This is a genomic window from Neobacillus phoenicis (assembly GCF_047302305.1).
Taxonomy (GTDB): domain Bacteria; phylum Bacillota; class Bacilli; order Bacillales; family Cytobacillaceae; genus Neobacillus.
Map to the genome: position 1 here is coordinate 3,615,416 of NZ_CP154847.1, position 26,170 is coordinate 3,641,585.

At 38.0% G+C, this 26,170-nt stretch carries 26 protein-coding genes and 1 riboswitch; of the genes, 7 read left to right on the top strand and 19 right to left on the bottom strand.

Translation table 11 applies throughout. The features are described from left to right. Window positions 1-32: 32 nt before the first annotated feature. The 3 genes from AA0X95_RS18730 to AA0X95_RS18740 form a co-directional block, all read right to left on the bottom strand. A complete protein-coding gene (locus AA0X95_RS18730) occupies window positions 33-1,211 on the bottom strand; it encodes an acyl-CoA dehydrogenase family protein (protein WP_413300487.1) in 1,179 nt (392 codons plus the stop codon). 195 nt (window positions 1,212-1,406) lie between these two features. Continuing rightward, window positions 1,407-1,781 carry a DUF3147 family protein gene (locus AA0X95_RS18735; RefSeq protein ID WP_413300489.1) on the bottom strand — a complete coding sequence of 125 codons (375 nt, stop codon included), beginning with the start codon at window positions 1,779-1,781 and terminating at the stop codon, window positions 1,407-1,409. A 23-nt stretch (window positions 1,782-1,804) separates the two neighbouring features. Beyond that, on the bottom strand, window positions 1,805-2,164 hold the full coding sequence (locus AA0X95_RS18740) for a DUF3147 family protein (RefSeq protein WP_413300491.1): 360 nt from the start codon (window positions 2,162-2,164) through the stop codon (window positions 1,805-1,807). A gap of 911 nt (window positions 2,165-3,075) precedes the next feature. Here AA0X95_RS18740 and AA0X95_RS18745 point away from each other — a divergent pair. The 4 genes from AA0X95_RS18745 to AA0X95_RS18760 all read left to right on the top strand — a co-directional run bounded on the left by AA0X95_RS18745 (window position 3,076) and on the right by AA0X95_RS18760 (window position 6,017). Next, complete coding sequence (locus AA0X95_RS18745) at window positions 3,076-3,228, top strand: YpzG family protein (RefSeq protein WP_335531367.1); 153 nt, start codon at window positions 3,076-3,078, stop codon at window positions 3,226-3,228. 189 nt (window positions 3,229-3,417) lie between these two features. Beyond that, window positions 3,418-3,921, top strand: coding sequence for an N-acetyltransferase family protein (locus AA0X95_RS18750; RefSeq protein WP_413300493.1), 504 nt, complete (start codon window positions 3,418-3,420; stop codon window positions 3,919-3,921). 25 nt (window positions 3,922-3,946) lie between these two features. Beyond that, a complete protein-coding gene (locus tag AA0X95_RS18755) occupies window positions 3,947-4,201 on the top strand; it encodes a YpbS family protein (RefSeq protein ID WP_413300495.1) in 255 nt (84 codons plus the stop codon). Between the two features lie 172 nt (window positions 4,202-4,373). After that, window positions 4,374-6,017 carry a PAS domain S-box protein gene (locus tag AA0X95_RS18760; RefSeq protein ID WP_413300497.1) on the top strand — a complete coding sequence of 548 codons (1,644 nt, stop codon included), beginning with the start codon at window positions 4,374-4,376 and terminating at the stop codon, window positions 6,015-6,017. A gap of 96 nt (window positions 6,018-6,113) precedes the next feature. Here the strand turns inward: AA0X95_RS18760 and AA0X95_RS18765 are convergent, their stop codons facing one another. Genes AA0X95_RS18765 through AA0X95_RS18775 form a run of 3 tightly spaced genes read right to left on the bottom strand, consistent with a single transcriptional unit; the run spans window position 6,114 to window position 10,041 of the window. Beyond that, window positions 6,114-7,217, bottom strand: coding sequence for a GerAB/ArcD/ProY family transporter (locus tag AA0X95_RS18765; RefSeq protein ID WP_413300499.1), 1,104 nt, complete (start codon window positions 7,215-7,217; stop codon window positions 6,114-6,116). 23 nt (window positions 7,218-7,240) lie between these two features. Next, a complete protein-coding gene (locus tag AA0X95_RS18770) occupies window positions 7,241-8,446 on the bottom strand; it encodes a Ger(x)C family spore germination protein (protein ID WP_413300501.1) in 1,206 nt (401 codons plus the stop codon). Further along, on the bottom strand, window positions 8,443-10,041 hold the full coding sequence (locus tag AA0X95_RS18775) for a spore germination protein (protein WP_413310105.1): 1,599 nt from the start codon (window positions 10,039-10,041) through the stop codon (window positions 8,443-8,445). The genes AA0X95_RS18770 and AA0X95_RS18775 overlap by 4 nt, the downstream gene beginning before the upstream one ends. 160 nt (window positions 10,042-10,201) lie before the next feature. Here AA0X95_RS18775 and AA0X95_RS18780 point away from each other — a divergent pair, with 160 nt between their 5' ends. Beyond that, entirely contained in the window at window positions 10,202-10,447 is a 246-nt protein-coding gene (locus tag AA0X95_RS18780; protein WP_413300503.1) for a hypothetical protein, read from the top strand. A 37-nt stretch (window positions 10,448-10,484) separates the two neighbouring features. Here AA0X95_RS18780 and AA0X95_RS18785 read toward each other — a convergent pair whose 3' ends face one another. Then, window positions 10,485-10,718 (bottom strand): hypothetical protein, encoded by a 234-nt coding sequence (locus tag AA0X95_RS18785; protein WP_413300505.1) that lies wholly within the window; start codon window positions 10,716-10,718, stop codon window positions 10,485-10,487. A gap of 196 nt (window positions 10,719-10,914) precedes the next feature. On the opposite strand from AA0X95_RS18785, the gene AA0X95_RS18790 reads away from it, so the two are divergent. After that, window positions 10,915-11,859, top strand: a complete 945-nt coding sequence (locus tag AA0X95_RS18790) for an aldo/keto reductase family protein (RefSeq protein ID WP_413300507.1) — start codon at window positions 10,915-10,917, stop codon at window positions 11,857-11,859. A gap of 47 nt (window positions 11,860-11,906) precedes the next feature. Here the strand turns inward: AA0X95_RS18790 and AA0X95_RS18795 are convergent, their stop codons facing one another. The 5 genes from AA0X95_RS18795 to AA0X95_RS18815 all read right to left on the bottom strand — a co-directional run bounded on the left by AA0X95_RS18795 (window position 11,907) and on the right by AA0X95_RS18815 (window position 16,348). Then, window positions 11,907-12,362, bottom strand: a complete 456-nt coding sequence (locus AA0X95_RS18795; RefSeq protein WP_413300509.1) for a hypothetical protein — start codon at window positions 12,360-12,362, stop codon at window positions 11,907-11,909. A 110-nt stretch (window positions 12,363-12,472) separates the two neighbouring features. Next, entirely contained in the window at window positions 12,473-13,693 is a 1,221-nt protein-coding gene (locus tag AA0X95_RS18800) for an MDR family MFS transporter (RefSeq protein ID WP_413300511.1), read from the bottom strand. Between the two features lie 146 nt (window positions 13,694-13,839). After that, window positions 13,840-14,106, bottom strand: coding sequence for a phage holin (locus AA0X95_RS18805; RefSeq protein WP_413300513.1), 267 nt, complete (start codon window positions 14,104-14,106; stop codon window positions 13,840-13,842). Between the two features lie 206 nt (window positions 14,107-14,312). Further along, window positions 14,313-15,662: an ABC transporter permease gene (locus AA0X95_RS18810; RefSeq protein ID WP_413300515.1), complete on the bottom strand. Its 1,350-nt coding sequence runs from the start codon at window positions 15,660-15,662 to the stop codon at window positions 14,313-14,315. Next, complete coding sequence (locus tag AA0X95_RS18815) at window positions 15,659-16,348, bottom strand: ABC transporter ATP-binding protein (protein ID WP_413300517.1); 690 nt, start codon at window positions 16,346-16,348, stop codon at window positions 15,659-15,661. Before AA0X95_RS18815 ends, AA0X95_RS18810 begins: the two co-directional genes overlap by 4 nt. Before the next feature lie 207 nt (window positions 16,349-16,555). Here AA0X95_RS18815 and AA0X95_RS18820 point away from each other — a divergent pair, with 207 nt between their 5' ends. After that, window positions 16,556-18,655 carry a transglycosylase domain-containing protein gene (locus tag AA0X95_RS18820; protein WP_413300519.1) on the top strand — a complete coding sequence of 700 codons (2,100 nt, stop codon included), beginning with the start codon at window positions 16,556-16,558 and terminating at the stop codon, window positions 18,653-18,655. A 29-nt stretch (window positions 18,656-18,684) separates the two neighbouring features. On the opposite strand, the gene AA0X95_RS18825 is transcribed toward AA0X95_RS18820, so the two are convergent. The 7 genes from AA0X95_RS18825 to ribE form a co-directional block, all read right to left on the bottom strand. Continuing rightward, a complete protein-coding gene (locus tag AA0X95_RS18825) occupies window positions 18,685-19,377 on the bottom strand; it encodes an ECF transporter S component (RefSeq protein WP_413300521.1) in 693 nt (230 codons plus the stop codon). Beyond that, the gene (locus tag AA0X95_RS18830) at window positions 19,356-20,999 is read right to left on the bottom strand and encodes an ABC transporter ATP-binding protein (RefSeq protein WP_413300523.1); all 1,644 of its coding nucleotides are present in this window, start codon (window positions 20,997-20,999) and stop codon (window positions 19,356-19,358) included. The genes AA0X95_RS18825 and AA0X95_RS18830 overlap by 22 nt, the downstream gene beginning before the upstream one ends. Further along, window positions 20,981-21,859 (bottom strand): energy-coupling factor transporter transmembrane component T, encoded by an 879-nt coding sequence (locus AA0X95_RS18835; protein ID WP_413300525.1) that lies wholly within the window; start codon window positions 21,857-21,859, stop codon window positions 20,981-20,983. The genes AA0X95_RS18830 and AA0X95_RS18835 overlap by 19 nt, the downstream gene beginning before the upstream one ends. A gap of 18 nt (window positions 21,860-21,877) precedes the next feature. Next, on the bottom strand, window positions 21,878-22,612 hold the full coding sequence (locus tag AA0X95_RS18840) for a DUF4430 domain-containing protein (protein WP_413300527.1): 735 nt from the start codon (window positions 22,610-22,612) through the stop codon (window positions 21,878-21,880). A 55-nt stretch (window positions 22,613-22,667) separates the two neighbouring features. After that, on the bottom strand, window positions 22,668-24,458 hold the full coding sequence (locus AA0X95_RS18845) for a DUF4430 domain-containing protein (protein ID WP_413300529.1): 1,791 nt from the start codon (window positions 24,456-24,458) through the stop codon (window positions 22,668-22,670). A gap of 128 nt (window positions 24,459-24,586) precedes the next feature. Further along, a riboswitch (cobalamin riboswitch) is annotated at window positions 24,587-24,775 on the bottom strand. A 310-nt stretch (window positions 24,776-25,085) separates the two neighbouring features. After that, window positions 25,086-25,658, bottom strand: a complete 573-nt coding sequence (locus tag AA0X95_RS18850; RefSeq protein WP_413300531.1) for a 5' nucleotidase, NT5C type — start codon at window positions 25,656-25,658, stop codon at window positions 25,086-25,088. A gap of 15 nt (window positions 25,659-25,673) precedes the next feature. After that, window positions 25,674-26,144, bottom strand: a complete 471-nt coding sequence (gene ribE / locus AA0X95_RS18855) for a 6,7-dimethyl-8-ribityllumazine synthase (RefSeq protein WP_413300533.1) — start codon at window positions 26,142-26,144, stop codon at window positions 25,674-25,676. Window positions 26,145-26,170: the final 26 nt, after the last annotated feature.

A 26,170-nucleotide genomic window follows, 5' to 3' on the forward strand; every position in this document is an offset into this window, starting at 1 on the left:
TCCTGCTTTTCTATTTAGTTATCGCTTACATTTTAAACGTATTGACCAACCTTTACGTGCCCCTTGATAAGGTTACGTGCGATAATCATGCGCTGAATTTCGTCTGTACCATCGTATATTCTCCAAAGGCGTGCTTCACGGTACCAGCGCTCAATTGGCAATTCTCTTGTGTAGCCCATCCCACCATGAATTTGTAGGACTCGGTCAACCACTCGATTCCCCATATTCGAACCGTAAAGTTTTGCCATGGATGCAAGGTGACGGTTGTCTTCACCTTCGTCAAGTGTAAATGCAGCGTTTAATACTAACCATCTTGCCGCTTCAATTTCAACGGCTGAATCCGCGATTTGCCATTGGATGGCTTGTCTTTCTGCAATCGGTTTACCAAAGGTAATTCGTTCTTTCGAATAATCAATTGCCATTTGCAATAAACGTTCTGCCGATCCAACTGCTCTTGCACCAACAATCCATCTGGCAAAACCAATCCATTCAAGTCCCAGATTATAGCCTTTGTGTAATTCACCCAGGATGTTTTCCTCAGGAACACGGACATTATCAAATACTAAGCCGGCTGGACCCCATTCTCCCATCGTATGTATATACTCTGATTTCCAGCCCATATCCCGGTCGGCAATAAAGCAGGTCACACCTTCTCGGCCGCGTGTTTCTTGATGCCTTTCTTTATCTGTAATGGCAATAACCATGACGAAGTCGGCTTCATTACCACCTGTGATAAATGTTTTCTCCCCATTCAATACCCATTCATTTCCATCCTTGACCGCTGTCATTTTGATATTTTGCGTATCAGAGCCTGCACCAGGTTCGGTCATGGCAAAGCAGGATTTTTTCTCGCCATTAATGGTTGGAATTAAATATTTTTGTTTTTGTTCTTCATTTCCATAGTAAAGAATATTATCTGCAGAGCCACCAAATTGGAATGGGACAAATGTTTTTGATACTTCCATTAACACGATGGCCATCATCATTTGTCCAAGGTCAGCACCACCGTATTCTTCAGGTGTGTTAATACCCCAGAAGCCTGCTTCCTTTGCTTTTAATTGAAGCTCTTTTAATTTTCCTGGCGGGAGGCTTGGCTTGCCTTCTCGTTCGTTTCTTAATACGTCGTTTTCAAGTGGAATGAGTTCTTTTTCAACAAATCTTCTAATTGTTTTCTGCACCATTTTTTGCTCATCGGTCAAACGTAAATGCATTTCCTTCACTCCATTCTATTCTTGTATTCTAGTTAATCTTCTTAAAAAGTATATGATAGGTATTCTAAATACATACCTACCGGTTGGTATGTTAATTTTATTTTATTCCGAAATTTCAGATAATACAAGTCAAAAGTGATGAATCTAGTTAAAAAAAACCTTCAGCTTGAATACCGCTAAAGGATTTTTCCAAATTTATATATGTCGTACCGCTTTTTTTATCGCCAAACGCTCTCTTAATGTGGATATTGCAATGGAGCTTGTTAGCCATGATAGCAATCCTATGGTAATACTTAAAAGCCAATTACTAGTGGATTGCAAGGTAAGGAGGACTGTAATCACGCAAATAATCCCGCCCATCATTCCATATACAGATCCTCTTGCAATATTTGTTGCTTTCTTTGTACCGGAAGCTATACCCACCATTATCATCGCTGTCAGCATGACTGCGGGGAATGCTGCAAAAATTCCAGCAAGGATTTTCCAGGGAGAAACCACTGTTATTAAATAACTAAGTGAGACTGCAGTCCCGCCTAGAAGAAATCGAATGAATAAGTCCTTTTTATTCATGTTGGTCACCTTTTTTCGTCCGTTTAATGGGATGTAATAATCACAACAACTATAGAGATCGTAAACCAGAAGGCCATGGATTGCACGATCCCGCGCTTCCAGCCTACTTTCGGAAGAAGATATCCTGCTAAAAGTGCAACGATGATGTTTATTGCCATACCAAAGATGGCCCCTTTTGATAACATAATGGAATGAGAAATTAGCTGCCCACCATGAAAATCAAGTCCTATTGTTAATAATGCTGCTAGATACACTGCAGGAAATGCAGCAAAAATCCCTCCTGCTTTTTCTCCTAACTTTTTTGCCACCAACGTACAAGCGACTACTGCTAATCCGCCCAAAAGGAAACGAATGAGTAATGCGCTTATTGATAGATGTGCCATAATGTCTTCGCCTCTTTTTTGTTTACCAAGCTCTTATTTTAGTTACGTGAATAATCTCACAAACTAATTTACGTATTCATTGTACCTCAATTTTAGGATGATACATGTGAACACTTTATTAATGTTTTTGAAGCGGTTTCATTTAAACTATTTTGTGTTTCATCAACCGTATGATAGACAAAATCTTTGTATTCAAATTAAATTTTGTCCTTCATCAACCGTATGAAAGACAATATCTTTGTATTCCATTCGAATTTTGTCCTTCATCGACCGTATGATAGACAAAATCTTTGTATTCAAATTAATTTTTGTCATTCATCAACCGTATGAAAGACAATATCTTTGTATTCCATTCGAATTTTGTCCTTCATCAACTGTATGAAAGACAAAATCTTTGTATTCCATTCGAATTTTGTCCTTCATCAACCGTATGATAGACAAAATCTTTGTATTCAAATTAAATTTTGTCCTTCATCAACTGTATGAAAGACAAAATCTTTGTATTCCATTCGAATTTTGTCCTTCATCAACTGTATGAAAGACAAAATCTTTGTATTCCATTCGAATTTTGTCCTTCATCGACCGTATGAAAGACAATATCTTTGTATTCCATTCGAATTTTGTCCTTCATCAACCGTATGAAAGACAATATCTTTGTATTCCATTCGAATTTTGTCCTTCATCAACTGTATGAAAGACAATATCTTTGTATTCCATTCGAATTTTGTCCTTCATCGACTAAATCAAAGATAGACGTCAAACAATGCTTCATTAGAATATACCATTCCATCTTTTTTCATGCACCACAGATATTAAAATAAGTGACTATTTTCCGTTGATTTTACAAATAATAATAACGATGTTCCTTAGTGAATGTCATCGTTTCAAATCCTATGATGAGGTGATTCTTGATGAGCTACAAAGATCATTTAGATCAACACTCAGAGCTTTTCCATCACACAAATACTAGGCCGAAACGCCAGAAGTCACAGGTGAATGGAGAAACTCAATTAACTCAAAACGCGATCATCTTAAGGAGCAATGCCAAAGCACACCGTTGGTAAGTGTAATGGCATAGAAACGAATGATGGAATCGCATAGCGCGATCTCCATCAGAAAAAGGCTGACTCAACACAAAGAGTCAGCTTTTTTCTTTTTAAATGAAGTGAACTTAAAATTATGATTGAAAATGTATGTTTAGAAGGATATCATAAAATCTAATTAAATCATTATCAAATGGAGTGGACTAGAATATGTACGATGCTTTCACAATAAGAGATGCAGAAATAAGTGATTTACCAATTATCGTCGACATATATAATTCAACCATCGCAGGGAGAATGGTTACTGCTGACCTTGAGCCTATTTCAGTCGATAGCCGAACCCAATGGTTTCAAGAGCACTCCCCTTCCTTTCGTCCTCTTTGGGTAGTGGAAAGTCAAGGAACAATTTGCGGATGGGTGAGCTTTCAATCGTTTTATGGAAGACCGGCATATAATGGTACAGCAGAAATCAGTATATATATTAATCAGGATTTTCGTGGAAAGAAACTCGGCAAGTTTCTAATACAAAAGGCAATGGATGCATGTCCAGCCCTTGAAATTAAAACCTTACTTGGGTTTATCTTTGGCCACAATGAGCCTAGTATAAAGCTTTTTAATAGCTTTGGCTTTGAAAAATGGGCACATCTTCCGAAGATTGCAGAACTAGATGGCATTGAAAGAGATCTGCTCATACTTGGCAAAAGAATATATTAATACCCAATCAGAGGAGATGAAAAACATGAGTGTACATAAAGCAATATCAGAACATGTAAATAAGCAAAACCAAAAGATTAATCGGTTCCTGCTACTCGATCAGCAAAGAGAGCTTTATATCGAAGAAGCGCTATTTTTATGCAAACAGGGTAAAGAGTTCACAACCGATAAAATTAATGAAGTGACAAATCAAATTAATACCCTGGCAAAGCAAGGAATCATTCCTTTCCGTAAGCTCGTCACAAAAGAAATGGTCAAAGAATATGCATTAAGGTCTTAACAAGGCTCAATTAAATACTAATATATTGAAGCAGAGGCTGCATCCAAGTGCTCCTCTGCTTTTTTCCAGTATTGAATTATTCCAAAATAAATAATTTTTTAGTAATATATACAATAGATATATATTACTCATTCTAGGAGATCATGTTTCCTTGAAAGAACTGGAGATTTCCATGCAGAAACAAAAATTCAAACTAGTCCTATTATATTTTTTAGGTAGTTTAATTTGGATATATGGTTCAAATTATCTTATCGAAAAATTTGTTCCTACTTCACTTATTTGGATTATCGAAAGATCTAAAGAGGTCCTTTATATTATTGTTACTGGAGGCTTCATTTATTTCTTTATTAATAAGACCAATGAATTAACCGTCTCACGAGAAGATCAAAAGCGCTTATCCACCTTAATTAACGCGATGGTTGATTTTGTTAACTTTAAAGATGGGGAAGGACGTTGGATTGAGGCAAATAACTTTGGTTTGCAATTGTTTCAGCTTGAACATGTGGATTATCGTGGCAAAAAGGACTCCGAGTTAGCCGAGTATACAGATTTTTATGCGGATGCCCTCCGGTATTGTGAAATCTCAGATGAGGAAGCATGGAAAAATGGTGACATTATTCGAATCGAAGAAGTTCTTCCCGTTCCAGACGGCACGACAAAAACGTTCGATACGATAAAAGTTCCTCTATTCAATCCAGATGGTAGCAGACAGGGTTTGGTCATTATAGGTCGTGATATTACTGAAAAAAAGAAAATGGCTAGAGAACTCTTGGTAAGCCAACAGCAATATAAATCATTATTTGAATACAGTCCTGATATTGTTTATTTAATGGATTTGGAAGGAAATATTACGAATCTCAATCCTCACTTCGAGGTCATTACTGGTTTTAACAAAGAAGATATCATTGGAAAAAATGTAAAATCCTTATTACCGGAAAATTATCAAAGACAAGTCCACCAGTTTATTGCCTCCGTTGTCGAAGAGGTCAAACCTGTTATGTACGAGATCAATGTTCCACATGCAAACGGTGCGATGATTACGTTACAATGTACGTCACTCCCTATCAATATCGAAGGTGCGATTACAGGAATTATTGGCTATGGACGAGATGTGACTACTTTAAGAAAAACTGAGGAACGCCTTAGAAGAACAGAAAAACTTTCTGTCGTAGGTGAATTATCTGCGAGTGTTGCTCACGAGATTAGGAACCCTCTTACGTCCTTAAAGGGTTTTGTGCAGCTTTTGCAAATGGAAGATAAGAAGCATCAATATTACTATCAAATCATGTTAGACGAACTCGATCGGATTAATCATATTGTAGGAGAGCTTCTTCTCTTGGCAAAACCACAGGTTCTTAAGTTTACAAACGCAGATATTCATAAACTGTTAAAGGATGTTATTTCGTTACTGAACACAGAGGCAAGCTTATATAATATCCAAATTAATTCAAATATCCCGATAGAACCTCTTATGCTTGAATGTGAACCAAACCAATTAAAACAATTATTTATTAATATTATTAAAAATGCGATAGAGGCTTCCCAACAAGGAAAATCGGTAACCATTAGTGTCGAGCAAGCGGTAGAAAAGATTTGTATTACGATTAAGGACAGTGGTTGCGGCATTTCAAAAGAGAGACTTGAAAAAATTGGGGAACCATTCTACTCCTCAAAGGAAAAAGGGACAGGATTAGGCTTAACAGTAAGCTATAAAATAGTCCAATCTCACAAGGGAACCATTCATTTTGATAGTCAAAAAAACCAAGGTACAACTGTCAGCATAGTGTTGCCAATTAAGCAACATAACTCTAAATAGAACTAAATGTAAGACTGCCAAATTGGCAGTCTTTTTCACATAATTAGATGATATTTTTCGACTCACTAGCCCCGGATCAAGGCGCTTGCGCTTTTCTTATTGACTTGCTTTCTTTTTCCGATTACGAAAAAAGGCAATAATCAATAACATCGACGGAATAATAATTTGAAAAGGCCAATGTAAATAAATCGGAACAATACGAAGTCCTTCTTTAATGTGTTCTGCAAAATTAGATGCAATTGTTACAGAGGCAAATAAGACAAAGCCCCCTAGTGGAAGACTGAGGTTTTGGAGTTTATCAAATTTGAAAATGTCTGCTGCTCCCGCAACTCCTGCATAGAAATATAACGTAATCTTAAAGAAACCGCCCACAATTAAGTAGAGCATAAAGAAGACATCGAGCCGTTCGATAAATTCAGCGATACGGATTTTACTAATGGTTGTTAACAGCGGGAAATTTGCTCTCACAAAAAGCTCCGTTCCCAGTGCCGCAATATTAATAACCGATGTTATTGTGATGTTAATTCCACTTAATATCATCCCACCCATACAGACAATCTTAACCTTTTTCGGATCATTAATGTATGGGAGTAACATCGTAAATACAACCATTTCACCAAATGGGAAAGTGATTGTTTCACCAAGAAATGTCTTAAGAATTGGTCTAAATCCGTTCTCTAATACGGGCCTTAGATTTTGTAAATGGATTAGTCCAGAGAACATGACGAGTAAAAATCCGACAACAGCCATTATATATATAATCATAAAAAACAGTTCACCAACTCTGGCGATCACCTCAAAGCCCTTATGTATACCATAAATAATTGTTACAATCATTAAGCAATTAATAACAATTAACGGTGTATTTGTATATATAGTAGACGTTAATAATTCTCCAAAGTCCCTCAACACCCTAGAAGCGCAATACAAAAAATAAATAACGTAAAGGAAACCGATCATACGTCCGATCCATTTTCCAGTTATCTTTTGTACATAGCTCGTGATAGGGAGATCTGGATAGTAAAGAAACAAACGATAGTAAATGAGGAAAATCCCTAACCCGCCCGCTAATCCGAGCAAAATGCTTATCCATGCATCTTGTTTTGCTTGTGCTCCAAGACCTACGAGTATCGCACTGCCCATCTCAAACAGCACGACAAGCACAAACAATTGTGATGCCTTAATTTTTGCTTTTTCCAATCCATATCCCCCTTTCCAAAAAGCTATTTCTGCATATTTGACCAAAATGGCTTTGTTCGAATACCTTGTCTGCGAATATAAGAATCTACATGGACATTCACTTGTAAACCTGCAAACTCTTCATCCCAATTCGCTTTTATTTTCTTCCATAAAGGAGGATTTTTAATGTGAACCTTTTCACCAAATCCTAAAATATCTGTCTTTAATTTTTGCGCTTCCTTCACCGATGCTTTGATCTGCTTGGTTATTTCTTTCTCCGTTAATTTTTCAATTTGAGCAATGACTTCTGGATTATCCAAATCTATTGCCGTATTGGCTTCGCTAATCCACCCTTCATTCTCATTCTTTACATTTATTATCGGTTTGTCATTCACGATACGAACAGAAACCTTTGTTTTAGAACGAATGGGTGCAATGGATAATGCATTTTTCTTTCCTTCCCAGTTTATATTTATATCCGTACTTTTTACTTTATCGAGAACCCACAATATACCACGTGCATTGTCATGTTTGATCCAGCCATGTAATTTCCCCTTATTAAAAACGGCTAAGCCATCAGCTTGAAGAAAAGCATCGGTTGTCGTCTTTTGAAGATTTTCCGCTTTCTTTGCTTTTGGTTTGTCACCAACAAGTCTATAACCATTAGCAATAGGCTGTTTCCCCTTACTAAGTAACCCATTAAGAAAATCATCAATATTTATACTCATATTTTCACCAAGCATTGATTCTGAGAATTTAATTTGCTTTGTAATTTTAGTTACTGGAAGTCGATCTAGAATGGTCAGCGTTGTTACTATTTCCTCTGCACTCGAACCTTTTGCGATAACTAACTCAGTTGTGGTTCGAAATTCCGGATCCCGGTCCAATGCATCCAGTACATATAGTAAGCTTTCCTTTGCCACCTCTTCACTTATGACCACTACGTTTGTATGGGCGTAATAAAGGCGTCTTGAAACCTTCTTTGTAGCATTCCTTGCCGCTTCTGTGATCGTATCCCCAGAGCTTCTATAAACAGCAATTGGAAGTCCGTTGCCTCCTCCCGTTTGACCAGATGAGACATTACCAGGATTCACAAGTTGAAAAGACACATGAAATTTCTTATCCTTACCTTTGTCAATTCCCATTGCCATGACAAAGGCTAGGTCCGTCAACTCCTTCTGATTCCAGCATCCACTAAGCACGGGTAAAAGCAAAAGCAAAATTAGTATAGTATTTAAACATTTCTTCATGACTGTTCACCTTGACCTGATTGATCATTTTGTTGTTCATCAGCTTTAGGTGGACCTGGCTTTTGATTTTCCCCTGTTCTAACTATATTGCCTTGACTAATAAATTGAGGTCTATTTTTAAAAGCCCAAATAGGAAACCTGAGAAATACATCTTGCTGATTACGAATGCTAAAAGGTGCAATCGGCATCATATAAGGAATTCCAAACGAGCGAAGTGAACATAAGTGGATAGCGATAAACATAAGTCCCAACATCATTCCATAAAAGCCTAAAATCGTGGCTAATCCCATTAATGCAAAGCGAAGCAACCTGGCTGCAATAGCCATTGCAAAAATAGGTGTAGAAAAATTAGCGATGGCTGTGATTGACACAACGATAACCATTACAGGGGAAACGAACCCTGCTTGCACGGCAGCCTGACCAATTACAAGTGCACCAACAATGGAAACGGCCTGACCGACTGCTCGCGGAAGTCGTAAGCCAGCCTCCCTTAATATTTCAAATGTGACCTCCATGATTAATGCTTCTACAAAAGCAGGAAAGGGAACACTTTCTCTTTGTGCCGCAATCGCAATCGCCATAGTGGTCGGAATCATTTCCTGATGAAAGGTTGTCGCCGCTATATAGGTAGCGGGTCCAATAAGGGCAATCAAAAATGCCAGGATTCTTAGAATCCTGATACCTGTTGAAATATCAAAGCGTGAATAATAATCATCTGGCGCCTGAAAAAATTGAATAAAAATCGCAGGCGCGGTAAGTACAAACGGTGTTCCATCGACAAAAATGGCAATACGTCCTTCAAGTAAATGAGAAGAAACAACATCTGGTCTTTCGGTATGATAGGTAGTCGGAAAAGTTGTCCAGGTTTGATCTTCAATTAATTGCTCAATGTAGCCTGAGGCTATGATAGCGTCAATATCAATCCGTTTTAATCTTTCCTTAATTTCAGTTATTATTTTTTCGTTTGCAATTCCTTTAATATACATGAGGGCAATGTCAGTTTGTGATACCGAGCCAATTTTCATCGATTCCATCCATAAATTAGGACTTTTTATTCTTCTTCTTATCAATGCTGTATTTGTACGAAGTGTTTCTGTGAAAGCATCCTTCGGTCCCCGTATAGAGAGTTGTGTTGTTGGTTCAGAAATGGCCCGCTTTTCCCAACCCTTCGTCTCTGCACTAATCGCTCGGTTGTGACCTTCTAAAAAAATAACAGTATTTCCTGATAACAAATTATCATAAACTTGATTCCAATTATCAATCGTCAAAATACTGCCAAGCGCAACAGCCTTCTCAATTACGTATTGGAAGATATCAATCCGCTCAAGTGGAAGTTCTTTTTCCATAAAAGATTCTAAAATAAAGTCACTGATTGAATGACTATCCGCTAAGCCATCAACAAATACAAGTGCCCCTTTATAACTGCTTATCTTGACTTCTCGAATTATGATATCAGCACTTTTCCCAAACTCTTCTTTTATACGGGAAATGTTATCCGTATATTCCCTATGTATCGGCAAATCCTCTGGCTTAAGTGGATCTTGCTGCTGTCTATAATTATCATTCTGTCTCCTTTTTTGCTTCTTTTTTAACATACTTGACAAGATCGACACAACTACCACCTCACCATTAACAATTCGTAATGGTTATTTTCCCCAACGTAAACTCATCTATCCATTTCTTCCAAAAAACAATTTGTAATGGGATGCATAAGGTTGGTGTAAAAACCAAAAATAATCTTAATGGAGATTGTAGGTGAAACAGTTGAAGCAAATAATGGTTTCATTTGTTATTGCAGCTAGCTTAATGGGTATGATTGGCTTCTTAGATCTTATAATGGGTACTGAACCTCGTAAATTAATTTGGAAGGCTATTAATCCTTTTAAGGTCATGGAGGCAGCAGAATACATTATTATTGTTTTTTTTGGCATCTCAATTATGATTAAAACCCTTCGTTACTACATCAAAAAGAAAAAGCAAAGCAATCAGCCTTCTAATTAGGGATGATTCATACGAAAAAAGGAAAAGAGCTCAACTTTCACATTGAGCTCTTTTCCTCATTTGCTTCCTGTATTTCAATAGGCTGCTTTTTTTTGAAGAAAGTAAAAACATTGGTCTTTACCTTCCAAATAGTAGTCATTCTTTTCTTCCATTTGCTCTTTCTTTCAAGGTTAGGTCCGTATACATATCGATTCCAAAAATAATAGACAAGTTCCTCGACAACAAGTATTAGGACAATAAACAATACAAATACCGTGATCCAATATGACATTACAAGGACCCCCTTTCTCAGAATAGTTCATCCTATTCAAATTTCTAAAAAGAAGTACTATAAATCATCATTATGTTTCTACTAAACTGTTTATCTATATCCATATTACCAAATATATACCAAATTGTAGACAAATTAGTAAATAATGTAGTATTTTTATTTTGAGTCACGAAATTTTGTCTTAGGGGGAAGTTAGATGGAATATCGGCGTTTAGGAAAGACTGGTTTAAAAGTAAGTGAAATTAGTTTAGGCAGTTGGCTTACATACGGTGGTTATGTGGAGGAGCAAAATGCAGCTGCTTCTATTGATAAAGCCTATGATTTAGGCATTAACTTCTTTGATACAGCCAATGTTTACATGCGTGGAGAAGCTGAAATTGTAGTTGGTAAAGCACTAAAGAAATATGTGCGTGATTCCTATGTGCTGGCAACAAAAGTATTTTGGCCAATGGGTGACGGTCCTAATGACCGAGGACTTTCTCGAAAGCATGTCATGGAACAATGCCATGCCAGCTTAAAGCGTCTTAACACGGACTATGTAGATATTTATTATTGCCATCGGTATGATCATGAAACACCGCTAGAAGAAACATTGCGTGCACTTGATGACCTAATCCGTCAAGGAAAGGTGTTGTACGTTGGTGTAAGTGAGTGGACAGCAGAACAAATTTCAGAGGCGGTTCATCTTGCTGATAAGAAACTTTTAGACCGTATAGTGGTTAATCAACCTCAATACAGTATGTTACAGCGTTATATTGAAAAAGAAGTCCTGCCTGTAAGTGAAAAGCACGGAATTGGTCAGGTTGTCTGGTCGCCGCTTGCCCAAGGTGTTTTAACAGGTAAATATAAAAAAGGTGAAAAAGCACCTGCAGGAAGTCGTGCTGCTCAGGAAAAATACAATGGCCTGTTTGGATTATTAACGGAAGAGAATTTAGACAAAGTGGAACTTTTGAAAGAGGTTGCCACTGAAAATAATCTTACTCTTGCGAATTTAGCTCTTGCTTGGATATTAAGACAAAGTAATGTGGCGAGTGCGTTAGTCGGGGCAAGTCGTCCTGAGCAAGTAGAAGAAAATGTAAAAGCTTCAGGTGTAAAATTAAACGAAGAAACCCTTACTAGAATCGAGGATATTCTAAGATAAAAAAATGCCCTTGGACTGCGCGTCCTTGGGCATTTTTTCAACGTTAGCTACAGCTCAGATATTTCTATCTCTATCCATCGTGATACCTGACTGAATGTCTTCTTTTCATTATACACTGGTTTATAGCTATAAAATTGACTTAATCTTAAGTTCTCGAATCCTTCTAATTCATCGATTTTTTTCTCAATTAATTTCTTTTGCTGTTCTGATACTATATCACCTGATTGTTTAGTAGGTAAGGAAAGAACTATTTTTCCACTTTTCAATTGCTCTTTTGAAATTCCCTTGTCTGCAAGCCTATTTAATTGATAATTAACTCTCCATAAAGGAATACCATCTATTTTTTGAAGTACATATAAATGACGTTCTAATGATTCTTTGTATGTTGAAGCGAATCGGTTCAATTGCTCGATCTTGTTTGATTTTACACTCTGAAACGTTTCTAAGACTTGATTTTCACTATTTATTTTTTCAGCCTGAATCTTTTTTAATGTTTGTAACATCCTTTTGTCCCCTATCCTGTATTCTCAATAACAAGGATACGTACATGTTAGTTATTTTATAGGGGTCGTTTACCAAAACTATTTGTTGGTAGTACTTAAAAGGACTATTCTTAAACCGCTCTTTCGGCTGATTGTTCCGATGCTTTAATGAAAGACTTGTTACCGATTGAAAAGAAAATAATACTTCCAAGAGTTAACAAGGCAATGGTCCAAAACATGATCTGCCCTTGAAAATGACTTAGAAGGAACCCGCCAGTAATTGGTCCAAGAAAGTTACCTATCTTCCTAAATTGAGCTGCACCGAAATAAGTTCCCCGAAGATGTTCAGGGGCTAGTTGATCAATCATCATGCTATTGGATGGAAAGATCAATATTTCCCCCACCGTTAACAATACCATAGCAGCTATAGCCGTAACCCAGCCATTAACAAAGCTGAAGACAACTAAACCTGCAGCCATAAAAACAGCTCCTACCACCATGACCTGCATTAACCTAAATTTCTCTGCGATGTGACTGATTGGCATCTGCAGCAATACAACCATTATTGCATTTATGGTGATAAGCATGGAGAAAATAACCACGCCATTTTCTACCGTTCCTTCTAATATTTGCGGTAAATTAGAATCTATTTGAACGTACCCCATATTGACCAGGATGATTCCCATGATAAGATATCTTAATGCCCTATCTCTTTTAACAATCCTAAAGGCATCTCCAAAAGAGGTACCCTTTTTGTTATTTTCTACTTTCGGAAAGACAAGTTTGTGTAAAAAGTAAACTAAAACCAGCCCATATAATAAATAGACCGTTCCAGTTATGGCAAAAGATAATTTAGCTGATGTACTAGCTAAATAGGCCCCAATCAGTGGACCAACGGATGCTCCGATATTCATGGCTGTATATCGTAAGGAGTATACCTTCATCCTCTTTTCCTTTTCGGTTAAATCCGCCATTAAGGCTTGAGCAGTCGGTTCGAAGAATGAATTACTCAATCCGTTTAAGGCATTTAGCAGAATAAACCATCCCGGACTGGTAGCAACGGTAAAACCATAATATACAAAAGCCACTGTAAACAAAGCAAAAAGCATGACTGGCTTTCGTCCAAAACGGTCTGATAAATGGCCACCAATGAATCCACCTACCGTTGCCATTAACGGGCTCATACCGACAGTTACACCAATAATAATTGGCGATAGATCCATATGTCTTGATAAATAGATTGAGAGAAAAGGCAATGTCATAAATGCAGAACCTCTTGATAAGACAGTCCCAATTAATAACACCCATACAATTGAATGAAATTGACCTACATAGTTTTTCAATGTTTTCATATGTAAAACCTCACAAATTTTGGAGTATGCTTATTTAGTAAACTATTTAATTGAAGAAATGTAAAGAATTTACCTGTTTTTCCAGCATACTTCCTCAAAAAAAGGTCAGCCATCAACTAGGATGACTGAGCCCTACACCTCTTTACTTAATTTGGCTCCTTATAGTTTAATGCTCTTTCACTATCACCGTAGCCCTTGGTCGTTGGATCTTGTACAACCCCCATTAAGGATAAAACTACAAAAACTACATTCACAAATGTGAGGACTGTACCTTGGATTGCGTTTGTTAGTTGGAAGTCGGTGACACCTAAAGAATTTAGGCCAGCTAGTACCATTTGTGCCATAATCATAAGTTGTGAGATAAATGCAACTACCCAATGCTTATTTCTTAATCGGACTTTCCAGTTAATCATGATTCCCTCTCCTTCCTATATATGAATCAATCTTTCTATTAGCATATGTTTGGGTTAGAAATGGTTGTCCATGATTGTCCCGGTTTCCTGAATTTTTTAAAAGGAATTCTGTTAAACAGGCCTGTTGAGTTCCGCTCCAATCAACAAGAGGCTTTTACATAGAATAAACTAAAAAATCAGGTCCCCGTTTGGAACCTGATTTTTTACTATATTTCTCTTCTCATGGCTTTTAACACATCTACTTTTGTTGCTCGTTGTGCTGGCCGGTATCCTGACAGAAGGGTTACTCCATAACAAATCAAGATACAAATAATCGGCAATACAAAAGGAATATAACTAAACGTTATGTCTAAATCTGTTTCTTGTCCAAATGCTTGTTTAATAATTAAAGGGACCGCAAAATTCACAGTGAAGCTAATTCCATACGAAACAATCGTACCAATAACAGCTCCAATCAAGCCAATGTAACTACTTTCAAGCAAAAAGATTCGTTTAATTGTTTTCGGATTAGCACCGATTGCTTTCATAATACCAATATCAGGTGCCCGTTCTGTTACTGCCATGGTCATGGTATTATAAATTCCAATAGAAGCAATGAGGATAGCAATTGTTCCGATAAAAATAAGTCCCACCTTTGCAATCATAAAAACCATATTGACTTCTTTTAATTCATTGACAACAGAATATGTAGCATATTTCTTTTCTTTTAATTGATCTGAAATACTTTGGACTGCTTCCATATTTTTGGCATAGATTTTCACTTCATCATAAGTCTCTCCGTTAGCATCGATTCCTTCTAATTTTTTATTATTAGGGTCAAGCATGATGCCTTTCGGTGTTCCCGTAAAGCTCTCGACTTCCTTTAACATCTCTTCCGATATAAATACGCTACGATCTTCCGCCCACTCTTTAGTTGGCTTTTTGGAGATTCCAACAACCGTTAATGGAATTTTCTTTTCTTCTTCATTTCCATCTTTAAACTGCCGAACAGTTAGTTCCATGGTTTCACCGATTAACTTCCCTGGATAGCGAAATTCCGCTTTTACCTGACCCTTTTCATCGTAGATACCCTCATCCGTATCTTTTTTAGCTAGATTAAGAGGAAAATTATACCCGACGACTACCTCATTTTTACTGGTTGGCAGCCGCCCATCCGATAGTTCAAAGCCTGCTTTCATTTCGGAAGGAAAATGGGCTACAAAGGTTTGTGTCCCCTCTAAATAATCACCGATAGTAAACGTACTTTCCTGCTGGAGCATCTTTCTTCTTGTAACCGCCTTTACATTCTCTGTCTTTTCAAACGTTCGAATGTCACGATCTGTAAGCTGTTGAAATCCCCCCTGATCATTTATCTCTTTCCCATGGACGTCTATTTGAGTAATGACCCTGCGTTCGGTTATTTCTTTTACCACAGATTTCTGTAACCCAAAGCCTACAGAGGCTAGTACAATTAGGAAGGCACATCCCATTGCTGTGGCAAGAATCGTCATATACACTCTTGTTCTATTTTTCTTCATATTTTGTCTAACAAAACGGAATTGGTCTTTTAACTTCATACTAAAACCCCCTGTTCAATACGACCGTCCGCTAATACTATTTTTCTATTACCGATATCGGCCACTTTGTCATCGTGTGTAATAATTAAAAATGTAATACCTAAATCCCGATTCAACTCTGTGATAAAATCCAGTAATTCTTCCTCTGTTTCACTATCAAGACTACCGGTAGGTTCATCTGCAAGTATAATTGGAGGATTCACAATTAAGGCTCTTGCAATACTAACTCGTTGCTGCTGACCACCAGATAACTCACCAGGATAGTGCTCCTGATAATCTAGTAAACCTACTTTTTTCAACATCTCTTCTGTTTGTTCTCTTCTCAAATTCTCACTTACACCCTTTAATATCAATGGAAGCTCTACATTTTGAAAAGCAGTCATGCTAGGAATCAATTGAAAGCTTTGAAAAATAAATCCTAGGTTATTAATCCTGAAATCAGCAAATTTTGTCTCATTTAAATCCGATACCTTTTCTCCATCGATCCAGATTTCGCCCTCCTTCGGATGGATAAAACCGCTAACTAAATTTAACAGGGTCGATTTCCCTGAACCGCTTCTGCCTACAATCGTTACTATTTCCCCTTTTTCCACGGTGAATGATATATCTCTAAGCACGGGAATAATGGTCTGTCTTCCTTTTTTTCCAATCACAAAATCATGGCTTACATTTTTTATCGTAATCATAGCTTCCTCCTGTTTCTCACTCAATTCAACTTAATAGACGATGTATGAGGAAAAGACCCCTACAGATTTTTTAAAAATAGTTAATAATAGCCAATTATTGAGCAAAAAAAGGGGATAATAGTAGGAAAAACACTTTTGTTGGTCTTTTTTTGCTAGAAATTTTATAATATATGAAGCAAAAATTCCTTTTGAAAGTTAGGAGATCACATGGAGAAATTACATCCACTTTGGGACATGCTACGGCGTTTCTGGAGGAAAAGACATCTCACCCAAATTTTCTTGTTAATCATCCTTGTCGTCGTTTTAGTGACCATTTCGTATTTTGGCTGGCTTGCTACAAGAGCCAATGTAGAGTCTTTAAAGCAAGGTTTAAGTCAGCCCACTGTTATTTATGATAAGAATGGGAAGGTAGCTACCAATGTGGCAACGAATCGTACAAAGGGTGTAAAAATGAATGAACTGCCAAAATATGTTCCAAATGCCGTCGTCGCCATTGAAGATGAACGCTTCTATGAACATAGTGGCTTTGATATTCAAGGGATTGCTCGTGCTTTTTTTAGTAACTTATTTGCCGGAAGAATTACTGGAGGAGGCAGTACCTTAACACAACAGCTTACGAAAAATGCCCTTCTTTCGCCCGAACGTACGTATAAGAGAAAAGCCGAAGAATTATTTTTAGCTGTAAAAATCGAAAAGGTGTATACAAAAGAAGAAATTCTGCAAATGTACCTGAATCAAGTTTATTTTGGCAGCGGCGCTTGGGGAATTGGCAATGCCTCTAAAAAATACTTTAATAAAAACATTACAGATGTAACTGTCGGTGAAGCAGCGATGCTTGCCGGACTACTCCATGCACCAAACTACCTTGATCCATATAATAATTATGATTTAGCCATGAAACGAAAAAATGTAGTCTTAGCAAAAATGAAGGAACTTGGAATGATCACCAATGCTGAGTACACTACGGCTAAGAAACAAAAAATCCGTCTCAAAGATGGTGGAGGAAGTTTTGTTGAGAGAAAATATCCTTACTATGTGGACGCGGTTTTAAATGAGGCCATTTCCAAATATGGATTAACCCAAGATGAAATCTTAACAAGAGGGTACCGGATTTATACGGAAATGGATCAAAATCTGCAAACTGGACTTGAAAAGGTCTATAGCAAGAACTACCTATTTCCAAAAGGGAAAGGAAACACTCTAGTTCAAAGTGGTTCTGTTTTAATGGATCCTCAATCGGGGGGTGTTAGTGCACTAGTTGGTGGCCGTGGTGAGCATGTATTTCGTGGATTTAACCGGGCTACACAATTAAGGGCTCAGCCTGGTTCGACAATGAAGCCGCTAGCTGTATATACTCCTGCACTTGAAGAGGGCTATACCTATTCAACTGAGCTGAAAGATGAGCCAATAACCTTTGGAAATTATAAACCGGAGAATTTTTCTAGAACCTATCAAGGAAAGGTGCCAATGTATAAGGCACTTGAAGAGTCATTAAATATTCCTGCCGTCTGGCTTTTAAATGAAGTTGGCTTAAATAAAGGAATGGACTCACTTAAGCGGTTTGGTATTCCTGTTGAAAAAGAAGATAAAAATTTAGCCATCGCACTTGGGGGTATGAGTAAAGGTGTATCACCGGTTCAATTAGCTAATGCCTTTTCTGTTTTTCCTAATGGCGGAAAGCGTCAGGATAGTCATTTAATTACTAAAATTGTAGGTCCAACTGGAAATATCATTGCAGAGCACGAAGCGAATACAACCAAAGTAACAACTGAAGAGGTCTCGAATGAAATGACCTCGATGCTGCTAAATGTCGTCGAATCCGGGACAGGCAAGCGTGCGAAAATTCCAGGTCTTCAATTAGCCGGAAAGACTGGTTCGACACAGCTTCCATTTAGCGCAAGTGGTACCAAGGATCAATGGATGGTGGGATATACGCCAAATCTCGTTGGTGCCATTTGGATCGGTTTTGACCAAACAGATAAGCAACATTATCTTCCCAGCTCCAGTTCTTCAAATGTTGTCCCTATTTTTAAAGCAATCATAGAAGAATCAAGCCGTCATCTTCCTAAGGAATCATTTGAGGTTGTCTCTATTAATGCCCAGCTGGCTGGCGAAACTGCACAAAAGAAACGAATCAACGAGCAAGCAAAGAAAATCAGCAAAGAATTAAATGAAAATGCTCAAAAATTAGGAGAAACGATAAAAGAACAAGCCCCTGAATGGAAAAAGAGCTTGGATAAGGCTATGTATCAAATTGGAGAAGGTATTAACTTCCTAATCGAAAAAGCGAAGACACTAAAGGAATAGCACGCAAAGCTGCGTGCTATTTTCTTTCGTTATTCAAGCAAACCATATTTTCGCTTGAACCTGGTTAATATTTTGATCCAAACCTCACCAAATAAAAGTAAAAAGAATACATTTGAAACGGCATGCATCGTATCGAAAGTTGCACTTCCTATTAAATAAATAATGAATGCCTTCCATTCAAAAGGGCTTCCTGATTGAACGATTGATAAAAATCCCCATAAATTCATCACCCAGCCAAACAAAAAGCCCCAAACGATACCAAAAATAATCCGTCCTGTTTTCTTAGTCATTATTGTGGTGTTTCGCAACCATCCTGCCGTTAACCCTACTAAGCCCCATGCTGCCATCTGCCATGGTGTCCATGGACCTTGACCCAAAATCATATTAGAAGCAAGTGCTGCCACGGCTCCAATTATCAACCCGCTTTCCGCACCGAATACAAAGCCAGACATCATAATGACAAAGGTAGTTGGCTGAACACTTGGGAGGCTCGCAAACGGAATTCTACCAACAGCTGCAATCGAGGCCAAAACTGCCAATAAAACAAGCTCACGAGGTTCCACTTTTCGACGTTCGAAACGGATGAGAAAAATTAAAATAGCAAGAAAGACGAAACCAAAGCTTATCCATAAATAGGCATCCTCAAAAAAATACGTAAAGCCCAAAATAACCATTACTGTAGATAAGACGAGGATTGTCTCTAGCCCTTTGTTGTTACGCATGGACGAGTAACCTCCTCTAGCGTCATCGGGGCATTTGTCGGTCTATCACGGAAAATTCGCTGAATCATGGTTGTATAAAAGAAATTTCCATTAAAGAATTTCCTTGGTTCATCCTCAGAGGTAATCTTTCCTTGAAACATCATTCCACATTTGGTTGCGTACTGTGCCGCGAATTCCACATCATGAGTAGACATGACAATAGTCATACCAGAACTACGTAAAGCATGAAGTATATTTGCTAAGTTCTCTTTTGAAATAGGATCTAGTCCCTTTGTTGGTTCATCCAGTAACAGTAATTCTGGCTTACGCAATAATACACACGCAAGTGCCGCCTTTTGAAGCTCCCCCCCACTTAAATCATATGGGTGACTTGATATCAAATGAGCAATCCCTAACTCGACTAATAAGGTCTCTACCGCATTACTGTCAGTCACGTTCCATCGAGCCATTGTTTCCTTAATTTCCTTTTCAAACGTATCCTGAATAAAAAACAGTTTAGGATTTTGGGGTAAATAACCAATTTTCCTTGTTAATTCCTTGTTTTTATACCCTTTTAAGGGCTTACCCTCGAGAAGTATTTTTCCGCCTTCCAGCTTCAATAAACCTGCTAGAGACTTGAGAAAGGTAGACTTACCTGAACCATTTCCACCCAACAAAGCATAAAATTCGCCCCTCTGTAGACTTAACGCAAGCTCGTCTAAAATAAGGTCTCCCTTTTTATCGTAGCGACATGATATATTAATCCCTTTGATTAATTCACCGCCAACCGAATTAACAGAAGGTCTTTTTTCCAAATGAATAGGTTGAAACTCCGACTTTTGGGCCCATTTCCTACCTTCCTTAACACTAAGAGGCATCATTCCCTTGCCATCCGTTTCTAAAAATAAAGCTGGAATACTAGGAATAAAAGCTTTGTTTGTTGATTTCCAAATTTCAGGTAGGACTTCCCTCGGCTCACCTGAGATTTGCACCCTGCCTTGATCCATCATGACAATTTGATCTGCCAAGGTAAAAACCTCTTCAAGGCGGTGTTCGGCAATAATAATTGTCATACCAAATTCATCATTAAGCCTCTTTAATATATCTAAAAATTCCCGTGAACTCACCGGATCCAGTTGCGCAGTTGGTTCATCGAGCAACAAAATATCCGGCTGCATAAGTAAAACAGAGGCGAGGTTTATTTGTTGCTTCTTTCCACCTGAGAGCTCATGCACTTTTTTGTGAAGCAGTGGTTCTGCGCCAAAAAAATGAACCATTTCGGCTACTCTGTTTCTCATTGCATTCGTTGAAAGTCCGATATTTTCAAGACCAAAGACTAATTCATGAAGCACGTCATCCGCAACCATTTGATTTTCGGGATCTTGAAAGACAAAGCCGATTTTGTGCGAAATGCCCTCAGCCGCCTGAAGATTTTTCCCATTAATCAAAAGCTGCCCTAATAGGGTTCCATGTGGCTGGATTTCCTTTTTTAATAATTGTAAAAGTGTGCTTTTCCCTGAACCGGAGGCACCAAACAGCACGACAAATTCACCCTTATTAATAGTAAGTGATAGGTTACTTATGGCTGGTTCTGGACTGTCTGGGTACGTAAAGGTAACATCATTTAATTCAATAAACGCCATCGGACCATCCCACCTACTTCTACTATTAATGGAAAACTTAAGAACATAAAATAACATAGGAAAGCTAAGGTATCCATATTAGAAAACTGCCATGCTTCCATCATTGGATAGATTGTTAATACACCAAAGCCTGAAAATCGCCCAAATAAAATGATAGAAAAAAGAACAACTAAATAAGAAATTGAAAGGAAATCTGTTTTCTTAAACTTAAAATATTCATAGGAAGACCTGCGACCTTGACCGTATCCTCTTGCATTCATTGAGTCGGCTGTTTGAATGGCTTCTTCAAGCGAATAGGTTAACAGTGTTTGCACATAAAGCATTCCTATCTTAATTTTGGTTTTCCATTTCCCCTGATTCACAGAATTCCCCTTGCTCCTTTGGACAATCGAGATTTCCTCCATTCTCCTTCTCATTAACGGAATAAACCGTAGAGTCAACATAAGAAGAACAGCAAATTGTGGGAGGATTTTTGCAAACAAAAATAATAGCTTGTTAGGCGTCATGATTACGTTATATGAAATGAATAAAGCAATAATTCCTATGATAGATGCCGCATTCATCCCACCATACAGGACTGCCTCAAGTGTCACCCTATGCTCATTGATCTCAAACAGCAAATGTCGTCCTCTTTCATTAAATAAAGGGTTTGTGATGAGCATGAGCAGGAAGGTACTGATAATAAAAATATACCAGCTTCGCAGTCCCTTTAACTGATCATGAATTATATTTATCATTAATATTACTATTAGGGCAGCGCCGAGAAAAATGGGATGTAGCATAAGAATTAATAGTGAAATGGCTCCTGCATAAAAAAGAAAGGACACAAGCGGATGAAAACGTTCAAAACGCCCTTTCATCCCACGTTCCCCCTTTTGTTATTCGGTGTAGATGCATTCAATCCGATCACCATCTTTGATTTTTGTAACCCCAATACTCTTAGTAAGACTAACTCCATTTTGCTCAAATACCCAACCGCTCTTTGGACCATAATCAAACTCATAAATATTATCAATTCCTTCGATATATGCAGTTGCCCCGCTGCCACGGGAATCAATCACGATACCATGTTTTTTAGCTGTTGCTAAAATAATATCATAAATCGTGTCCCCGTCTTTAAAACTAACTTTTGTGGCAGAAACGATGGTGCCTCGATCCTTTGGGCCAACAATCGATAACGTTACCGTAGTGGCTGGCTTTGGTGGTGTGGTTGTACTCGGCTTTGATGTAGGAGTAGTCGACGGTTGTGTTTGGGTTGGAGTCGTCGGAGTACTACTTTTATTTGTAGTCGCAGCCGTATTTGTTTTGGTCGTAGCATTTTGTTGCTGATTAGATTGACTCGCTTGCTTCGGGGTACTAGTTGGTTCTGTAGACTGATTTTCCTTTTTTTCTTCAGAAGCAACCGTTGAAGAATCCATAGGTTTGTTTTGTTCACTACTCGGTTCTGCTTTTGCCTCTTCCTTTTTTTCTGGTTCGTTTTGTTTTTCTACTTGAACAGTTTTTTCTTCTTTTTTTGTTTCCTTCGTAGTTTGTTCATTCGATCCACATCCAACTAAGGAGAACAAAACGAATAATAGACTAAGAAATGCTGTACCTTTCATCCATTTTTTCATAGGTGCGCCTCCTCTAGGTTGCCCCTCCTAACTAGTAGGAGGGGACAAATTTTACTTATGAAAATCTTTTTCTTTGCTTCATATAAACTAGACTTCCAATTAGAATAATTAAAAGACCAACCACGAGCATGTTATACATATCTGATGCAGTATTTGGCAACGTATGTCCCTTCACACTATTACTACCATTATCTTGATTAGGAGTTGTCTGTGCTGGTGTCTCTTCACTAGGTGTTTGAGTCTCAGGCTTCTCCGTTTCAGGCTTTTGTTCAACTAATGGAAGCTGATATAAGGAGCCTTTTCCTGTTGTATACAGCTGATACGAAGCTAACGCCTGGATTCCTTGTGAAGTGGTAAACGCATCACTTACGTCTCCTCCCTGCCAATCAAAGCCGCCATCGGCATTTTGGAAGGATAGAAAATATTCAACAAGACCTGTAAATGGAGCTGTTTTCGCATCCACCCCTAAAGTTGACAGGGCAATGATGGTCTGGGCTGCTGTTGAGCTATTATTTATTTTTGATGCTTGATATTGTGTTGATAAATACTGGATGGCAGCATCGACCTTGCCCTTCACTTCAGGCTGTTCTTTATATGGAGCAAGAGCTGTTAAAATCATCGCAGTTGTATCAATATCGCTGGTAGCACTTTCATCCCATGCCCAGCCGCCATCTTGATTTTGTCTATCTAACAAATGCTTGACTAACTTTTCTCTCGTCCATTGTGCTGATTCAGGAATGGAAAAGTCCGCGCTATCTAATGCAATAAGTGCATAGGACACCCCAATTAACCCTTGCTTTGTCACATTACCATTGTAAATTGCCTCCACCAAATTGAATCCTTCTACGTTGGTTGGATCTCCACCTGCTGCAAGAATTCCAAGAACATACCGCTCTGTATCGGTGATTCTATTGAACTTCCCTTGTTTTTCCTTGACTAGAGATTTTACTGATGCAATGTATGTAGCAGGAATTGTCTGTCCTGTTTGTTTTAAGGCAATTACTTCCCATTCGCCTAGATTATTCTGCAACACATATTTGCTGGCTGAATCAACGGAAGTTTGAATTGTTTTTTCAGAAACCGTTCCACCAGATGGATTTGGGTTTGCTTCTCCTCCAGTGTTAGCATCACCTGATCCATCTTCCCAAGATTCAAGTTTAAAACTAATTTGATTTCCTGATTGAAGCTGATAGCTGTCCGCTCCAACCTCAGCCATTTTATCGTTTACGTAAAATGCCCAATAATTTGTGCCTTCTGCTTGTATATCATTAATAGAGGTAATCATTTTTCCGTAGTGGCTTTCACTGTATCCAACCTTATCAGGGCCAAGAATTACTTGTAATAGTTGAAATGCAGTTGGACTTCCAATCACTTCAATTCCTGATTGATCAGTAACGTTACTTTTATCACTATTAACCACTTTGAGCGAAACCGTATTCTGTGGGGTTTTTGTCCAATCTGTCAAACGGAACGTTAATTGGTCACCATTTTGGACGACATAGGTGTCAGAACCAACCTGTGCAGCAACACCATTGATAAAAAATGCCCAATAATTTGTCCCTTCTGCTTTTACCCCATTAATTCCTGTGAGCATTTTCCCATAGGAGGTATCAGAAAATTCAACATTGCTTTCACCAACAGCTGCTATTAACGCTGCTGTTGCGGTTTCAGTATCACTGATTTGAACAGAGGATTTTGCTAAGATTGGGTCAGCTCCATCCAAACCCAAAATTGTAATGGACACTTGTTTCCCTTGGTCAGCTGCTAGAACAGGAGCTTGTAGTCCGCTCGTGAATAGAGTAAAAATTAGCAGCATGACCATCCACACATTACTTTTCTTCATCATTTTGAAACTCTTCCTTTCCTAGTTAAATAGACATAAAAAAATCCCCCTAAAAGGAGGAGGAGTGTTATGTACGTTAAGGAGGAAACGAGAAACCGCTTCTATTCTTAACACTCTCCTATCCGCGTAGGCTGTTGTGTTCAAAAACAGGCAGGTTTCCTGGCTCATGATCATCGCTCCCTAAGTCTTCCCATCTATCGACAGTGACAAATTTAGGTTGCTCCCATTTACAGTGGCGGGACCGCGTTGGCTTTAAACCAACTTCCCTATTAAGCTTAAAGTCTATCAAAGACCTTAGCACCTGTTTTACCGAGCTATTTTTTTATGTTAACCCTATTATAGTAAAAAACAGTCAGGTTTGTATATATTTAATATCTATAATGGTGCTTTTTTTGATTCGCTGATAAATTCTTAAATCCGCTGATAACAGTTGAAAATTCGCTGATAAATTTCTAGATTCGCTGATAAACCCAGAAAATTCGCTGATAAAAAATTTAAACTTTAAATTTATTGTGTAATTTTACACTACAATTTGTAATTTTAGCAGGAATTAATTAAAAATTGGAATTCAATTGTAAAAATATTAGTCGTTTTCCATAAAAAATAGGAGAAGGCACACATAGCCTTCTCCTATTTTTTATCTTCAAGTAGAATTTTCTTCAGCTCTGACCAACAATGAATTCTTGGCAGTTGAATGTGTAGGTTGTAAGAGCTGTTTTTCATTAATACTTTTGATCCTGACTCCATAAGAGTCCCCAATACTGCGGGTTTGTCGTCAAAATAATAATCTAACCCTAAATCTTGAATGATGTTAATCTTTTCTGAATCCTTCATCCCGCAATAAAAAGAATGTTCATCGACGGGAAAACCAGCTTTTACTAGCCAGTTTCTCGTACGTTCACAATGCTCCACTGGTCTTGAGGTAATATAATAAATCTCATGTCCTTCAAGTTTAAGCTCGTTCAGAACCTCAACGGCATGTGGAAACGGTGAACAGTCTGTGTAATAAATCTCCTCCAAGGAATCATGCCACATCCTGCTCCCTTCTTGATCACTTAACCCGAAAGGCTCATGGATTTCAAGAGTTGTTAAGCTATGGTAAGCTTCAATAGGAACAGCCTTCTGTAATTTTTTATTATACAAATGAAAGGCATGCTCTCTTAGATTTATTAATGTATCATCGATATCAAACCCAAACTTCATCAGATGTCTGCTTTCTTATTGCTCAATATTTCTACATAAATTAGCCATTTCGATGGCAGAGACAGCAGCATCCCAGCCCTTATTGCCTGCTTTTGTTCCCGCACGCTCAATAGCTTGTTCAATGGAGTCTGTTGTTAACACCCCAAAAATAACTGGAATGCCAGTAGTTAATGCAGTCGCTGAAACACCTTTAGCTGCTTCATTACAAACATAATCAAAGTGAGGCGTTGAGCCACGGATAACGGTACCAAGCGTGATTACTGCATCATATTTTTTACTATTCGCCATTTTTTGAGCAATTAACGGGATTTCAAATGCACCTGGCACCCAAGCGATATCAACGTTTGCTTCTTCAACACCATGTCTTTTTAGCGCATCTTGTGCTCCGCCTAATAATTTGCTGGTAATAAATTCATTAAATCGTCCAACCACGATTCCAACTTTTAATCCTGATCCTACTAAATTTCCTTCAAATGTGTGTCCCATGTGTATGCCTCCAAATAATTATATTT

What these genes read in the sequence shown, in the direction of transcription:
- AA0X95_RS18730 (WP_413300487.1), bottom strand. Translation starts at nt 1,211, where the DNA reads ATGCATTTACGTTTGACCGATGAGCAAAAAATGGTGCAGAAAACAATT.
- AA0X95_RS18735 (WP_413300489.1), bottom strand. Translation starts at nt 1,781, where the DNA reads ATGAATAAAAAGGACTTATTCATTCGATTTCTTCTAGGCGGGACTGCA.
- AA0X95_RS18740 (WP_413300491.1), bottom strand. Translation starts at nt 2,164, where the DNA reads ATGGCACATCTATCAATAAGCGCATTACTCATTCGTTTCCTTTTGGGC.
- AA0X95_RS18745 (WP_335531367.1), top strand. Translation starts at nt 3,076, where the DNA reads ATGAGCTACAAAGATCATTTAGATCAACACTCAGAGCTTTTCCATCAC.
- AA0X95_RS18750 (WP_413300493.1), top strand. Translation starts at nt 3,418, where the DNA reads ATGTACGATGCTTTCACAATAAGAGATGCAGAAATAAGTGATTTACCA.
- AA0X95_RS18755 (WP_413300495.1), top strand. Translation starts at nt 3,947, where the DNA reads ATGAGTGTACATAAAGCAATATCAGAACATGTAAATAAGCAAAACCAA.
- AA0X95_RS18760 (WP_413300497.1), top strand. Translation starts at nt 4,374, where the DNA reads ATGCAGAAACAAAAATTCAAACTAGTCCTATTATATTTTTTAGGTAGT.
- AA0X95_RS18770 (WP_413300501.1), bottom strand. Translation starts at nt 8,446, where the DNA reads ATGAAGAAATGTTTAAATACTATACTAATTTTGCTTTTGCTTTTACCC.
- AA0X95_RS18775 (WP_413310105.1), bottom strand. Translation starts at nt 10,041, where the DNA reads ATGTTAAAAAAGAAGCAAAAAAGGAGACAGAATGATAATTATAGACAG.
- AA0X95_RS18785 (WP_413300505.1), bottom strand. Translation starts at nt 10,718, where the DNA reads ATGTCATATTGGATCACGGTATTTGTATTGTTTATTGTCCTAATACTT.
- AA0X95_RS18790 (WP_413300507.1), top strand. Translation starts at nt 10,915, where the DNA reads ATGGAATATCGGCGTTTAGGAAAGACTGGTTTAAAAGTAAGTGAAATT.
- AA0X95_RS18795 (WP_413300509.1), bottom strand. Translation starts at nt 12,362, where the DNA reads ATGTTACAAACATTAAAAAAGATTCAGGCTGAAAAAATAAATAGTGAA.
- AA0X95_RS18800 (WP_413300511.1), bottom strand. Translation starts at nt 13,693, where the DNA reads ATGAAAACATTGAAAAACTATGTAGGTCAATTTCATTCAATTGTATGG.
- AA0X95_RS18805 (WP_413300513.1), bottom strand. Translation starts at nt 14,106, where the DNA reads ATGATTAACTGGAAAGTCCGATTAAGAAATAAGCATTGGGTAGTTGCA.
- AA0X95_RS18810 (WP_413300515.1), bottom strand. Translation starts at nt 15,662, where the DNA reads ATGAAGTTAAAAGACCAATTCCGTTTTGTTAGACAAAATATGAAGAAA.
- AA0X95_RS18815 (WP_413300517.1), bottom strand. Translation starts at nt 16,348, where the DNA reads ATGATTACGATAAAAAATGTAAGCCATGATTTTGTGATTGGAAAAAAA.
- AA0X95_RS18820 (WP_413300519.1), top strand. Translation starts at nt 16,556, where the DNA reads ATGGAGAAATTACATCCACTTTGGGACATGCTACGGCGTTTCTGGAGG.
- AA0X95_RS18825 (WP_413300521.1), bottom strand. Translation starts at nt 19,377, where the DNA reads ATGCGTAACAACAAAGGGCTAGAGACAATCCTCGTCTTATCTACAGTA.
- AA0X95_RS18830 (WP_413300523.1), bottom strand. Translation starts at nt 20,999, where the DNA reads ATGGCGTTTATTGAATTAAATGATGTTACCTTTACGTACCCAGACAGT.
- AA0X95_RS18835 (WP_413300525.1), bottom strand. Translation starts at nt 21,859, where the DNA reads ATGAAAGGGCGTTTTGAACGTTTTCATCCGCTTGTGTCCTTTCTTTTT.
- AA0X95_RS18840 (WP_413300527.1), bottom strand. Translation starts at nt 22,612, where the DNA reads ATGAAAAAATGGATGAAAGGTACAGCATTTCTTAGTCTATTATTCGTT.
- AA0X95_RS18845 (WP_413300529.1), bottom strand. Translation starts at nt 24,458, where the DNA reads ATGATGAAGAAAAGTAATGTGTGGATGGTCATGCTGCTAATTTTTACT.
- AA0X95_RS18850 (WP_413300531.1), bottom strand. Translation starts at nt 25,658, where the DNA reads ATGAAGTTTGGGTTTGATATCGATGATACATTAATAAATCTAAGAGAG.
- ribE (WP_413300533.1), bottom strand. Translation starts at nt 26,144, where the DNA reads ATGGGACACACATTTGAAGGAAATTTAGTAGGATCAGGATTAAAAGTT.